Source organism: Desertivirga xinjiangensis, from assembly GCF_024436435.1.
GTDB classification, from domain to species: domain Bacteria; phylum Bacteroidota; class Bacteroidia; order Sphingobacteriales; family Sphingobacteriaceae; genus Desertivirga; species Desertivirga xinjiangensis.
Genome location: NZ_JAFMZP010000003.1, coordinates 36,733 through 51,484 on the forward strand (window position 1 = coordinate 36,733; position 14,752 = coordinate 51,484).

The 14,752-nt window shown below is 40.3% G+C and carries 11 protein-coding genes; 2 read left to right on the plus strand and 9 right to left on the minus strand.

The annotated features are described in order from the left end of the window. The 4 genes from J3P37_RS08360 to J3P37_RS08375 all read right to left on the minus strand — a co-directional run bounded on the left by J3P37_RS08360 (position 1) and on the right by J3P37_RS08375 (position 7,848). On the minus strand, positions 1 to 3,360 hold the full coding sequence (locus tag J3P37_RS08360) for a TonB-dependent receptor (RefSeq protein ID WP_256010649.1): 3,360 nt from the start codon (positions 3,358 to 3,360) through the stop codon (positions 1 to 3). Positions 3,361 to 3,562: 202 nt separating this feature from the next. Further along, positions 3,563 to 4,741, minus strand: a complete 1,179-nt coding sequence (locus J3P37_RS08365; RefSeq protein ID WP_256010650.1) for a FecR family protein — start codon at positions 4,739 to 4,741, stop codon at positions 3,563 to 3,565. A gap of 53 nt (positions 4,742 to 4,794) precedes the next feature. After that, positions 4,795 to 5,370, minus strand: a complete 576-nt coding sequence (locus J3P37_RS08370; protein WP_256010651.1) for an RNA polymerase sigma factor — start codon at positions 5,368 to 5,370, stop codon at positions 4,795 to 4,797. Between the two features lie 330 nt (positions 5,371 to 5,700). Then, on the minus strand, positions 5,701 to 7,848 hold the full coding sequence (locus J3P37_RS08375) for a T9SS type A sorting domain-containing protein (RefSeq protein ID WP_256010652.1): 2,148 nt from the start codon (positions 7,846 to 7,848) through the stop codon (positions 5,701 to 5,703). Positions 7,849 to 8,166: 318 nt separating this feature from the next. Between J3P37_RS08375 and J3P37_RS08380 the strand changes: the two genes are divergently transcribed. Further along, complete coding sequence (locus J3P37_RS08380) at positions 8,167 to 8,724, plus strand: NADPH-dependent FMN reductase (RefSeq protein WP_256010653.1); 558 nt, start codon at positions 8,167 to 8,169, stop codon at positions 8,722 to 8,724. Positions 8,725 to 8,738: 14 nt separating this feature from the next. Next, the gene (locus J3P37_RS08385; RefSeq protein ID WP_256010654.1) at positions 8,739 to 9,554 is read left to right on the plus strand and encodes a DUF1206 domain-containing protein; all 816 of its coding nucleotides are present in this window, start codon (positions 8,739 to 8,741) and stop codon (positions 9,552 to 9,554) included. 29 nt (positions 9,555 to 9,583) lie between these two features. Here the strand turns inward: J3P37_RS08385 and J3P37_RS08390 are convergent, their stop codons facing one another. From J3P37_RS08390 to J3P37_RS08410, 5 genes are all read right to left on the minus strand, one after another. Beyond that, positions 9,584 to 10,714, minus strand: a complete 1,131-nt coding sequence (locus tag J3P37_RS08390; protein WP_256010655.1) for a right-handed parallel beta-helix repeat-containing protein — start codon at positions 10,712 to 10,714, stop codon at positions 9,584 to 9,586. A 426-nt stretch (positions 10,715 to 11,140) separates the two neighbouring features. After that, positions 11,141 to 11,371, minus strand: coding sequence for a hypothetical protein (locus J3P37_RS08395; RefSeq protein ID WP_256010656.1), 231 nt, complete (start codon positions 11,369 to 11,371; stop codon positions 11,141 to 11,143). A 674-nt stretch (positions 11,372 to 12,045) separates the two neighbouring features. Further along, the gene (locus J3P37_RS08400; RefSeq protein WP_256010657.1) at positions 12,046 to 12,276 is read right to left on the minus strand and encodes a YtxH domain-containing protein; all 231 of its coding nucleotides are present in this window, start codon (positions 12,274 to 12,276) and stop codon (positions 12,046 to 12,048) included. Between the two features lie 74 nt (positions 12,277 to 12,350). Continuing rightward, positions 12,351 to 13,643, minus strand: coding sequence for an HAD-IB family phosphatase (locus tag J3P37_RS08405; protein ID WP_256010658.1), 1,293 nt, complete (start codon positions 13,641 to 13,643; stop codon positions 12,351 to 12,353). Positions 13,644 to 13,704: 61 nt separating this feature from the next. Beyond that, on the minus strand, positions 13,705 to 14,673 hold the full coding sequence (locus tag J3P37_RS08410; protein ID WP_256010659.1) for an NAD-dependent epimerase/dehydratase family protein: 969 nt from the start codon (positions 14,671 to 14,673) through the stop codon (positions 13,705 to 13,707). Positions 14,674 to 14,752: the final 79 nt, after the last annotated feature.

Sequence of the window (14,752 nt, forward strand, 5' to 3'; positions counted from 1 at the left end):
TTATAAATTAATGTTTAAAGAAAAATTGTATGACCTGGTTCTTGGGAATGCGCCTCTGTCGACACCTGCAGAGAGTGAATTTGTTGATGAACTTACTTCCGGATCATATCCTGTGTAAGAACCCAGTGTGAACAGGTTGGCGGCACTTAAGCCCAGGCTTGCTCCCGTCAGCTTGAACTTTGAAACTATCCTGTTTGGAAGTTTGTAGCTGAGTGCAATATTCTGTAACCTTACAAATGAGGCATCTTCAACAAACCTGCTGGAAACTACATAATTCAGCATCGGATCTGTTTTTACCAACTTGGGAATATCTGTAATATCGCCCTGGTTCCTCCATCTCCGCAGCTGATCGGTTGAAAAATTCTGGTCATTCTGCGACGAGTCTAAATTGCGCTTTAACTCATTAAATACGTCTCCGCCAAGGCTATAGGTAAACAAAAAGCCCAAGGTGAAACTTTTATAACTGAAATCGTTTTGCAATCCTCCTGTGAAGTCGGGGTTCGGATTTCCAATGATTTGAAGATCATCGTCGTTAATCACCCCGTCTTTATTAAGATCTTCCCATATCACATCTCCTCCTTCAAAGATTCTACCATTGGAAGAACCTTGTCTATACTGTGTTACCATCCCAGTGGTTTCGTCCCTGGTGTATACGTTATCTTCATCTCTGGCATAAACTCCCAAAGATCTCAAGCCATAGAATACCCCTACCGGTTCACCTACTCTGGCCATATTAAATAGGTTTGGCCGGTAGTCCTGCCCATCTGGAAGAGATAGGATTTTACTTCTGTTCAAAGCAAATGTGAAGGTAGTTGACCATTTAAAAGGTGCGACAACATTCACCGTTGTCAGCGTAGCTTCGATACCTTTATTTTCTAATGAGCCAAAATTTCCGGGAATGGTGCTTACACCTGTAGTACCGGGCACGCTGACATCAAACAAGAGATCTTTGGTTTTCTTCAGGTAGGCGTCGGTGGTAAATACTATCCGGTTTTTAAGGAATGACAGGTCGAGACCGATATTACTATGCGATGTTGACTCCCATTTTAACAATGGATTTGGAAAGCCGGATAGGATTACAGCGTTCTGGCCCAGATATGAACCATTGTTTACGTAACCGCCCTGACCCGCATAATTTCCAATAGACTGATTTCCAGTAATTCCAAAACTTCCTCGTAGTTTGGCATCATCTAAAAACTCAAACTTTTTGAAAAATGCTTCTTCACTAAATCTCCAGCCTGCCGATGCGGATGGGAAATAACCGAACCTGTTGTTTGTCCCGAATCTGGATGATCCGTCACGCCTTAGCAAGGCAGAAAAAAGGTATTTTCCTTTATAATCGTAATTTGCTCTTGTAAAAAATGATAATAGCGAGTGCTGTGAAATGTTTTGTGTATAGGTTGAAAGTACGGCTGCCGCTGCTACGTTTGTCAATTGGGCATCCGGCAATCCTCTTCCTATCAGGTCAAGGTTATCCGTATTGAATTTTTGGTACGACTGGCCCAGTAAGAAATTGAAATTATGCTTTTTATCAAGGTTAAGTTTGTAGGTTAACAAATTCTCGTTGATGAAGGAAGACGACTTTATATTCTGCAGGTAGGAACTGCTTAACTGGCCTTGCGGCAATAAGCTTGTTGGCGTAAAATTGCTAAGGTCGCTGTTTTCGTAGTCAAACCCTAAACTGGTGGTAAATCTTAGATTTTTGGCGATCCATACTTTAAAATCCTGGTTACCAAACATTCTAAAACGTTTGATCCTGTTCGCTGCCAATTGAGCTATGGCCAAAGGGTTAGGCTTACTGCCTTCGAACAAGGGAATTAACTGCCCCGATATTGGATCGTAAGGATTATATACAGGCATTGTACTTAATGCCTGAAAAACAACACTCTGACCGCTCATGCCGGTTAATATCCGGGTATAGTCTGTATTGGAAAGGTTAAATGACGAACTGCCCGATATTGCTTTGCTAAACGTATAATATACTTTTGCAGTTGCAGTAGCCTGCTCGTAATTGGTTTCTTTGATGATAGGATCCAGGTTTTTATACCCTGCACTCAGGTAATAATTTATATTATTATCAGATGAGCCTCCGCTTACGCTGATGTCAGCCTTATATTGTAAAGCCTGCCGGTACATGATATCATGCCAGTTCATAGATTTAGAATAATAAGGGTGCAGCGAATCAATTACCGATTGTTTTGCAATAGGGTTAGTTGTACTATTTGAATAGGCATCAATATAAGCACTTCGCCACTGCGGGCCGTTCAAAACACCAACAGACCTGGTAAGTTCTGCCATGCTTGTATTGGCAGAAAATCGCAACACCGGCTTCTTTCCGCCCTTTCCGGTTTTGGTAGTGATCAGAATAACACCGTTTGAAGCTCTTGATCCGTAGATCGATGCTGTTCCATCTTTTAATACTTCGATGGATTCAATATCCGCCGGATTTATATCTGCTAAGGGACTGAAGGTAGAACCATCGTCGTTCAAACCTCCTTTAAAGGTTTCCGTGTTAATAGGCACACCATCTACGATATATAAGGGCTGACTGCTGCCGTTAAGAGATGAACCACCCCTGATCCTGACAGTTGCACCAGCACCCGGCTCGCCGGAATTGGAGGTGATCTGCAGGCCTGCGATCTTTCCCTGTAAACTTGTATTGATATCGCCCAGGGCATGTCTTTCCATTTGTTCGCCCGAAACAGATCCTACCGCACCGGTTATCTCCCGTTTCCTTTGCGTTCCGTACCCTACGGTAACAACCACTTCACTTAAATTCACACGATCTCTTTCAAGCTTAATTTCCAGGCTAGTAGTTCCTTTTATAGCGGTAGAGTAAGATTGATATCCGATATATCTGAAAACTAAAACAGGGTTGACACCGCTCACCTGGATCTTAAATTTTCCATCATTATCGCTGGAGACCACCTTATTTGTGGATAACAGGGATATAGACACTCCTGGTAATGTCTCACCAGACACGGCATCTTTTACCACCCCGGATACCGTACGGACGTCCTGTGGTTGCACAGGTGCATCGGGGGCTGATACACCCAGATTTTTTAAAGTTTTCGGAGTGATAAGGATGGTGCGCTTATTAATAGCATAGGTAAAAGGTTGCTTGCTAAAAACTGCTTTTAATGCCTCTTCTAAAGCTACTCCTTTTAAATTTACAGTTACCGGCTTTGCTCTAAGCAAATACCCTGCATCGTAAAAAATACTGTAGCCGCTCTGGTTACCTATTTCACGAAGTGTTTCTGATAAACTCGCGTTATTTTTAGTAAGACTGATCTTTTGTCCCACAGAAGCAGCGCTTACCTGCATTAATGTTATCAGGCATATGAAAAAAGACAGCTTCATAATACGCAATACTTTAGATTTATCGCAGACGGATCGCCTGCAATAGCTTGTAATAGAAAATTTGTACATTTGAGTAATTCCTTAATTGATTGTCTCGAAAAGCGATCTTTAAGTTATCTACATCAGCTTTAAGCTGTATTCCGGAAACGGTGCGAACGTTTCCGGTTTTTTTTTTGCAGATAACCTGGTGTTAATTTCTAAGTTAGTCTGTAATCAATATTCTCCTTCCTTCTATTTTATAAGTAATTCCGCTGGTAATAACCATATTATCTAATAGATCTTTGATAGAGTCATACCTGGAGATTCTGCCAAAAAACTTTTTGTCTGTAAAATCACCGTTGTATTCTACTTCTATATCGTACCAACGGGAAGCTTTTTTCATAACTTCTCTAATACCTTCATTATCAAATATTATTAAGCCTTGTCGCCAGGCCATCACGTCGTCCAGGTTAGCTGCACGAACTGTGATACCTGATTTATCTTTAACCGAAATACCTTGCTGTCCGGGCACTAGCATGGTGGTATGGCTGCCCTTTTGCAATCTCACCGACCCTTCTGTTAAGGTTGTTTTTATTTCATCATCGTTTTTATAGGCTGAGATATTAAAATGTGTACCCAATACCTGCACATCTACACCGTTTGCACTAACAGAAAATGGCATTTTTTTATTCTTTGCTACTTCAAAATAACCTTCACCGTTTAGAATAACCTTACGCTGCTTACCATTGAAAGAAACTGGGTATTGTAAAGATGATGCAGCATTTAAAAACACTTTAGTTCCGTCTGGCAGTATTACTTCAAACTGCCCTCCAATAGGGGTTGCAACCGTATTGTATGCGTTCTTATCAGAAGAATTTGAAACTGCTGATGCATCATATATAATTTGACCGTTCGCATTTTTGGAAATGATGATTCCGTTCTCATCGATGGAAGTTCCATTTTTTACATCATCAAGAACGACCTTGCTTCCATCTGCCAGTGTTAACAGGGCTTTATTTCTTATTTTGACTTCCGATGAACTGGCCAGGGTATCGGGTTTATTGCTATTTTGAACGTATAGGATTCCAAGCGTAACCACACCTATTAAAACTGCAGCAGCCAAAAGCTTTATTACAAGCTGACGTGCGCCTATATGTTTTGTTGTTGCTGATTGCTGGTTGATTAACTGCTTCATGTTCTGAACCTGAACAGCCAGTTCACGATTCTGACTTTGATGAGCTAGTTGTATGATAAGATCTTTTTGTTCTGCAACTTTTGCCCGAAGGCCAGGATTTTCATTTAGCCAATTTTCCCAATAATCAACATCTTCCTGGTTGGAGCGAAAACAGTAATTAAGAAAGCTTTCATCTTTTATTAAAGAAAGAATATCGCTATCGCGCATAATTGTCTTATTAATTTGAACAATAGAGCGCGAGCAATCGTGTTTTCACTACTCTATTTGAAAAAAAATACAAATAAAAATAAAATAGTAGTGATCGCTAAAGTGAGCAATGGGGTTTGCTCTTTCTCCAACAGTAATTTAAGCTTATCTACTGCCTTGTAAATGGTATTGTAAACCGTATTAATAGAAATTCCGTTGGTATCAGCTATCTCCTGATAAGAAAGGCCGAGGTAAAATTTTTGATAAATTAACTGACGCTGTTTTGCCGGCAATTGCTCTACATAATTTTGCAGCACACGGCTTGACGCTGACTGACTTTGTTTGGTAATATAGGTCTCTTCTACTGATGGCGACAATAAAAATTCCGGTAAATCATCTAAAACTATGCTATCACCTGCATTAAATTTTTCCTTTTTGTAAAGTTTGCGTAAGAAGGCTGTGATAATGTAGTTATGATGATGTACAACACAAATCATCTTTCCATGATTTTCCCATAAATAGAGGAAGGTATCATTTATACTGTCTTTAACTTTAGCAAGGCTGAATCCTTTTTTTAAACCAACAAAGTTTAGGTAATTATAATAGTGAGCGTAAATGTCCAGATATGCCTGTTCATCCTTATTATTCACAAATGCATTCCATTCTTTGGTTAAACTGATTCCCTTCTCCATTTATTATCGCGTCAAACGAATATACTCAGATTTAGCCACACATCAAGACGCTTGGGTACTAATTTATTAATTAGTCACTAAAAAAGAGTTATATTTCCATTAATTTCAATAAATAGGCGCTAAAAACCGTGAAAATAACAATAGAAATGAGTGGTTAAGCCAAAAAATTAAGAAAATTTTCATAGCAGCTATATTCACGACAGTCATGAATGTAAACAGAACGAAGGCCCCGAAATTTAAAAAATTCACGAGGCCTCTATAAACATTACAGCATTTTCATCGGCAAAATTATAGCTTGCCCACTCTTGCAGATCTATTGCCTGTCACTCCTGTTAATTTGATGATATAAGTGCCAGCTGCCAGGTTTGATAAGTTTAGATCTATTTGCTGATCAGTGCTGTCTATATTTCCATTAATTAAAGTAGTGCCTTGTAAATCAATTACGCTGTATTTGCTGTAAACGCCAGCATCTACGGCTATAGTTACATTACTTTGGGTTGGATTGGGATAAACACTTACACTATTAGCAGATAAGCCGATTTTTACTACCTGTGTAGCCAGATGGGTAAGTTTCCCATCAAGGTCTTCCTGCTCTAATTTATAGTAGTAGGTTCCGCCAACAACTGTGCGGTCTGTATGAGCATAGCTAAGCGGTGCGGTACTGTTGTTGTTAGCACCCGCAACTTTTGTGACCAGGTCATAGCTCTTACCATCGGTACTCCGACTTATGATGTATTGTTTGTTGCTGGTTTCCGAGGCAACCTTCCAGTCTAGTTGCGCTCCTACTGTGGTTGCTCTTGCAGTAAAGCTGATGAATGATACCGGCAATACCGTATGATATTCTACAGCTCCAATATCTATAACACCATTTTTGCGGGCCCTGCCATTGAAATCGACTGCCAATGTGTTATAACTGTTATTACCCGCATCTTTGGCAGGACTGGTGGTTTGCGGTGCTAAAAAAGCCAAGTCGCCAGGTGTTACACTGATGAACAATGGATCTGTATCAATTAAATTGGTTGGATCTGCTGATACCTGTGAGGTTTGCTGAATAATATTATAGTTAACGCTGCCAAGCAATGTAGCAGGATTAACTACATAAATATCAGGGGTATTGGTATCGTTAGTTGCTGCTGTGAAGGTATTGTTGAAAAAGATATTGTTATGCAGATACGTTTTTTTATCCGTAAAGGAGACATTGCTGCCTACCGCGAGAACTTGTAAACCTGCAGTGTAATTCGCTGCACTTCCGGCACGTGTATTTTTGTTGTCATAGAATGTATTGTTAATGAAAACGGCGCCATAGTTACTGCCATTTTGGGTTCCATATACTCCGCCATTGCTTCCTGTACTATTTTTGTAGAAAATACAGTTTTGGAAAGTTGGTCTTCCGGAAAAGTTATAAACAGCTCCTCCTCCGTCAGCGCCGCCGACTGAATTTTCTGCGAATAAGCAATTGCTAAAGGTTGGTAGACCTCCACGTATGTCTATTGCGCCACCTCTTCCATTGTGACTGCGATTGAGTTTAAACGTACAGTTAGCGAAGGTAGCACTACTCGAGTTGGTGCTTACTGCTCCTCCATAAGAACCAAAGTTCTCAGAAAAAACCGTATTCTTTATTGTTACATTGCTGGACACTACCAACGACATTGCAGCGCCATAAATGTAACCTGCCGTTCTCGGTGTAGCATTCGTATTATAACATTTACTGATCTCGCAATTGTCAAGGGTTGGGCTACTATTGTTGATGTAAAATCCGGCACCTCCTGCTGCTGAGTTGTCACCAACCGCTCTATGGATGCTTGCTGTGACATTGGAAATAGTAAACCCGGTACCAGAATCCAAAATATACATTCCGGCCCCGAACCTCCTGTCTACATTTTTTGAATTGACAGACAGCGTTGAACTACCCGAAGCATCGCCTTTTGTCAATGTAAATCCATCGAACACAGTGTTGCTGGTTAAACCAATGGCAATGACCACATGGTGCACATTATCGGTTTTATTTTGAGTCATATAATTGCTTGCATTTGCACTAGTCTCGGTTACATCATCACTATTCAAATCGCCACTCAAGATAGTTTCATTTCCTGCTATGCGTTGTGTTTCATTATCTTCAGTGCCGGCAAAACCGCCATAAATACTCACTCCATCTTTAAGTACAAAAGCATTATCCCTATGTGTTGCATTGACTACAGTGGGTGTATTTGCAGGTCTGTTTGGTAAATAAGTGCCGCCTTTCACAAAAATTCTGTCTCCGGCTTGAGCGGTATTGATCACATCTTGCAAGTCTTGAGACGCAGTGGCCCAACTTGTAGCTGTAGCAGCAGCGCCTGTTCCATCGGTTTTGACATAATAAGTGGTTTGTGCACTGGTATTAAAAGCAAGTAAGCTTAAGCATAGCACTCCCAATGTTTTTAAGTAAAGTTTTCTCATATTGTTTAATTTGGTTTACCATGATGGCATTATCAGGGTCTGGTCGTTATAAACGGTTATGACAAAACTAAATGCATGATGTATCGGGAGGGTTCATTTTTGTACGGAAATGGTTTGGTTTTGTACAATTGATTATGTAGCTAATCAATCGCCACTGCTATCGCCAGCCGCCCCGCTGTCTTCGCACTAAGATTAGCGTATGTAGTTCAGTTAAATTATTTTAAACTCTTTAAGCTTACGAAAGTTAAACACTAACAAGTTTACACAAACAGATCAAAGACACAGCTATCTAAAAATTAAACAAACGAACCCAAAGCTATGAACAAATACAAAATTGCAGTTATCGTAGGAAGTCTTCGTAAGGAATCTTACAATTTAAAAACAGCGAAGGCTTTATTAGCTCTTGCACCAGAATCACTAAGTCTGGAAATGTTAAGCATCGCAGAACTTCCTATGTTTAACGAAGATCTGGAAGCGACGCCACCGCATGAGTGGGTCACATTCCGGGAGCAAATCCGTGCGGCTGATGGACTTCTTTTTCTGACGCCAGAATACAACCGTTCGGTGCCAGCTGTTTTAAAAAATGCTATAGATGTAGGTTCCCGCCCTTACGGACAGAACTCATGGGACGGAAAACCGGCAGCTGTAGTGAGCGTTTCGATTGGAAACATTAGTGGATTCGGAGCTAATCATCATTTGCGTCAATCGCTGGTCTTTGTGAATGTGCCTACCATGGCTCAGCCTGAAGCGTACATAGGCGGAGCAACTGCTCTATTTGACGAGAGCGGAAACCTGACTAATGAATCTACAAGGGGGTTTCTGAAAACCTTTATAACAGCCTTTGAAAAATGGGTTGATACTCATGCAAAAAAATGATCTTTATATCTAGTATGAATTTAGCACAAGAAAGATCGCCAGCCTGGATTCGGCCTGTAGCCAAAACGGGCCTTTTTGCAAAAGGCATAGTTTACTGTCTTATTGGGTTGCTTGCCCTTATGTCCGCTTTTCAAATTAATGGTCAGGCGGCAGGTAAAAGTGATAAGGCTGGGTCCATCCAATTCCTTTTAGAAATGTCGGGAGGAAAGATTGTACTTTTATTTATTTCTATCGGATTGTTAGCCTACAGCGTCTGGCGTTTCTTACAAACATTTTTAGACACTGAACATAAGGGTAGCAGACCGAAAGGAATTGCCAAACGCTTCGGCTATTTTTTTAGCGGTCTTACCTATCTGTCTATCTGCTTCCTAACAGTTAAGGCGATAATTGAAGGCAGCTCCGATTCCGGAGGATCATCTAACTCACAGATTCAAAGCTTAATGAAACACCCTCTCGGGATGTGGGTGATGGTTGTCATTGGGCTAATCTTTACCGGAATAGGCGTTTACCAAATATGGTATGGTAGTTCGGAGAAATACCGCAATCATGTCGATGTTCAGAAGCTTAGTCAAAAAGCTTCGTTTTCTCTGCTAAGGGCTGGAAAAGCAGGATATATTTCGAGGGGCATTGTGTGGCTTATAGTTTCTTTTCTTTTTTTGAAAGCTGCATATCAACACAATGCGTCAGAAGCGGGTGGCACAGGTTCAGCCTTCAGCTTCGTTCAGGAAGGCCCTTTCGGAACATATTTACTTGCCGCACTCGCATTGGGACTCATCTGCTATGGTGTGATGAATTTTATCAGAGCAGCTTTTGAAAACCTCGACCGTTAGTATTTAGGAATCCTATTTATAAAAGAGGATTATTTAACCTTCATGAAGTTGATGTCCGGCAAACTTCCGTCGGCCTTACGAGGTTTTTTGAGTTCACTGATTTCTAAACTTATAAAGTTATCTGGCTGCAAATTTTGATTAAGTTGCCAGTTATTACCGCTTATTTCTTTTAAGTCGGCTTCCAGAGATCCGGGCGTTCCGAGTACTATACAATCTTTCACGGTAAGTTTAGATACAGGATTCTTCTTTCCAAAACTCAGGTTCTTTTGTTTGTTATCGTAAGCCTTACAACCAATCAAAGTAACCTCTCCACGATTGCTATTATGATCAAAGCCATTTTTAACGTTGCCTGCACTGACGCAATTGGTGTAAGTAGCATTGTGCTTCAACAACTTGTTATCACTTCCCCCAGATTTAAATCCGTTACCATCCCCACCGCTCAACTGGCCATTTTTAAGTATTCCGTTGCTGAAAGCCCAGCAATCTTCAAAAACGGTGCTTACATTATCAGTCTGCTTCAAATACCCATCCCAGCCATCGTCGAGATTTTGCCATGCCCGGCAGCCTTTGAATTTATTTCCAGACCCTACGTCAATTTTACATGCAAATCCATCGGCGTTTTCAATCTTAGAATCAGCATTAAAGTAAGAATCGCAGTTTAGAATTAAGTTGTTTGCAGCATGACTATCTAATTGCAGTCCGGTATCTGAACATTGTGAAAAAGAGCAATTTTCGATAAGGTTGTTATTACCATTGATTAAAATGCCGTTATCACCAGCTTTTGTTACCTCTATCCCTTTAATTTCCCAGTAACTTGCTCTTAAAATAATTCCCTGATTAGAGTTCCCTTCGCCCAAAGCACTAAAATCGAATATTGGCCTGGTCTTATTGTTTTTATGAGAAATCAAAACAATGGGTAGTTTCTCCGATCCGTCAACTTGTATATCTATCCTTTTTTGAAATTTATAATCGCCACTTTTTACGAGAATCACGTCACCGGGCTTAGCAGCTTTTAGTGCTTGCAACACTTCGTCCACAGAACTAACTACAGTTTCCAATTCTTTTACGTTTAGGACTCTCCTACTTGTACAAGCTTGCAGCGTAAAAGCAGAAAGGAAGAATACCAGACTAAGTAAATTGTGGGATCTTAGATATTTCATGCAATGGTTTGTTTTGGTTTAAGAGTTCTCCTGAACGAGGTAAGTGATTTTTATCTCGCCGATCAGAGATTCAATATTACGAATAAAACGAGCTGTTTTAAACGCATGTAGAGACGATTCTGTGCAAACGTTCCCGGTATTGTATTGAATGTTCGGCTAAAACGGACCTTAACGAGTCGCTGGAAAGACAAGGGCAATTGTCAGCCACACTTCTAAAAGCATGCCTGAATTCTAAATTTGCAAAATAATCCTGCATTCAGTACACTAATTGTACTAAAAAGCCACAAGTATTACGTTATTAATCGTAAAATCTACACTTAAAATAAACCTTGGCACAGTTATAGTTAGTATGGAGGTACATCTATCTATAAAACCTTGTCGAAGAGCTCTGAGAAATCAGGGCTCTTCCTTTTTTTGGTATTAAGTTCAAAGATTTAAAAAATCATCCAGTTTGGCACCTACGGCTTCCAGCAGTCCGCTGCTCAACTCGAACTTGCTGATATGATTATGCCAAAGGCCGGTACTTTTATCTTTATAAATAGCATAAACGGTAGAATACATAATTATTTTTACTTCCACTCTATCCGCTGTTACTTCTGAGCTTTCCAGGAAAGTAGTATATATTCTTTGTGCGTATTCAATCTTAAAATCTGTCATAAAGCCACAAATATAAAGCAATCTCCATCCATATCGGATGTGAAATTTGAAGGATGTCTGCTAAACGGTTACTACGCTTCCTAACTTGGAATCAGGCGAGGAGGTTGACGATTGGTGTAGGAATAAGAATACGGAAAGATATAAGATGGTAAGAAAAAAAATGCCCTGCAGATCCTCACCTGCAGGGCTAACCTAAACCTTATCACAATTACTTGTGTTGATTCAAAGATACAACAAGTTTTGATTTTTAAAAACACTAATTTAATTTTCCTAAAAAAAGATCTCAATTTCCTCATACACAGCAAAATAAAATTCATTATAAAGCATGAGCGCCTGTTTAGCCGAGAGGTCCAGCAAGTTCAGGATGCCGAAGAAACGCAATGGGAGGGACCGGAAAGTTGCTAAAAAGAAAAAGGTCTTCAAACGGGGAGGATGAAGACCTTTTAAACTAACCAATTATAAACCGATACAAATATACATATATTATTATTAGTGCAAAATTTTTTTAAAAAAAATGTTATAATTACAAGAATCTGCACTATACGTTGTGAAATTATAAAAAAAATACCATACCAGCTGGCTCTGATGTTTCAGAACCGGACTGATTTGGTATCTTGTACAGAAAGAGTGTTATGTATAAAGGAAAACAAGGAAAGAATTGACCCTTAAATTGATCAATTCATTCCTGTAGAAAAATCCTGGCTGCCTGTATTAGTATTAGTGTGAGACTTTCCTGACACCTGATCTTTTATCTTATCAACATAGGGCCGTGCTTTTTCCATCCACTCCGGTGCCTTTGCCTTCAAGTCTTCGGCAATAGAGCCACCGTCTGGTCTTCTCTTGGTAATGTAGTTATACCCAGCTGCTGCAGCTGCGCCTACAATTAAATATTTTAGTAAACTCATTTTTATATGTTTTGAGCTTACTACTACAAGTAGGGTGCCAGTATTATTCCGGAGCTGCTGTAGTTCAATATAAGTTAATATAGGATCCGGAATTTAATCGTGTGATCTATCTCCTTTAATTCCTTAAGAACCTGATTATCATACTGAGCGCTTACATCTGTAATGGCATACCCGATCTGTGCGTTTGTACGCAGGAACTGTCCTAGAATATTGATATTGTGCCTGGCATAGACCTGGTTGATCTGCGCCATAATACCTGGCACATTGCTGTGTATATGGATCAAACGGTGCGCATTTTTAACTTTTGGCAACTGCAGGTTCGGAAAGTTTGAACTCAGATAAGTATCCCCTTTGTTGATAAACTCTGCCATCCTTTTCGGAATGAACTGCACATTTCGGGGGTTATTTTTTACGTCATCGAAAATAACGATACCCATTTCTGTAGCAATATCATGCGAGATCTCCGGTTTACTGCTTCCCAGGTAACCGATAGTTTTTAACTTAACTGCCCGTTCTAACACTGCATCAGCAATATGCTGACCGTCACCCAAAAGCAGCATGCCAACATCAGCAATGTACTTTTCCTCGAACGTATCTTTCTGACGAATGGAAAACCCGTCTTTCTTAAGAACGTTAACGGCTTCTTCGGGCACGTCTCCGACAATCAGACAAAGTATCCTGTTTTTAGGATACGAAATGGCACTGGGGAGCTTATTTAAATACAGAAACTCATCAAAGCTGGGAGTAATGTGATCCGCTTTCTCCAGGATACTCTTGCGGGAGATATTTTCTGTGTAAGCATAAAATTTCTGGATGAGACCGGATTCTTTTAATTGAAAATCAGAATATCCGTCGCCAATGCCAAATATATTTCCCTGAAGGTTTAGTTCACGGAGAAGTTTAACTTTCCCTCCCTCTGTTGATAAAGGATTTGCTTCATCGTATCCAATGATATTTCCCTGCTCATCAAACTGGAAAGTATTTGCGTAAATATTTTCCTGTTTGATGTGGTATGGAAGAACTACCGGCGTAATGAACTCTTTGAATCCACCGGAAACGATCAATACATCGTCGGCATGCTTTTTAAAGAAAGCCCTGTTACGCGAAAAAGATGAAGACACCTTCTTCTTCAAGCGGTTAACTAGTAGCTTTAAATGATCCTGGTTTGCGTGAAGAAGCTTTACGCGGCCGGATAAACTTTCCCGGAAAGACAAGCGGCCTTCCATCGCGGCATTTGTTAGATCTTCAATTTCTTTATAAATTTTTTCACGGTCGGGATGCTCTTTGAGTGAAATCCGCACCAGCTCATCTAATGCCTCTACCTGGGTGAAGGTGCTGTCGAAATCTATAATATAAAAATTCTTCATTCTATTTTAAAGAAAGGATATAATCCGATATAAAATTTGCTGCAAATGTACTAATAGAATACTATCGTTTTAATTTTCTGCAAATTTCTTGTATAGTATTGCTAATTGGCTTGTATTGGAATTTCGGAAAAGCCGAGAGAAACTTACTGCTCGAGTATTGATGCAGCCTGAGTGAACTTCGGGCACTGTCTTTGGTCAATGCATAATTCTTTCCCGTAAATAATGATAAAAGGCCCGCAGCCCGCCAGCCTATTTCCATAAGCCAGGGTTTGGCTTCCAGGTTGGGAGCCTTTATGCCGAAACATTCGGATGTCTGCTTGAACAACTGTCTGCATGCTAGATTTTCTGCATTTAATATATAGCGTTCTGCACTAAGCTCACTGTCCATTAACAGGATCATAGCTTTTGCTACGTCTTCCACATCCACCACCCCCAAACTTCCCCGGGTATAAAAGCGGAGGCCACGCTGTACCATGTCAAAGATCTGACCACTGCCAGCTTTGCCTGCATTAGCGCCAATTATCACCGATGGATTTACAATAACGGCATTCAGCCCTTCTGCAATAGCCCTCCAAACCTCCATCTCACTCTCGTACTTTGAAATGGAGTACCCGTGTTGTTTACCATTAAACTCCCAGTGAGTTTGTTCTGTAACTTCACCTCCATGCCTGGCCTCGCCAAGTGCGGCTACCGAGCTAACATGGACCAGCTTTTCTACATTGTTATCTAAACAGAGATTTACGATGTGGTAAGTACCTACCTGATTTGTTTTAAGTACATGCTTTTTGTAGGCTGGATCAAAAGATACCTGGGCCGCACAATGGTAAACATGCGTGATCCCATCAAAGGCAGCTTCGAGAGAGAAATAATCAAGGAGATCTCCATTTACCCATTCAATGTCGAGTTCTTTTAAAACTTCCGGAATAGCAGAACCAGAGCGCTTAAGAGCACGTATATGCCCACCGCTTTCATTTAGCTGTCTTATTAATTCGGAACCTAAAAATCCAGTTGCCCCTGTAACCAGTACCATCCGGCTGAAATTTTGAAAATGCTTTCAAAAGTATTTAATAAAGTTGATATTTGGACGAAAACTGAGGGATGGCTGATTT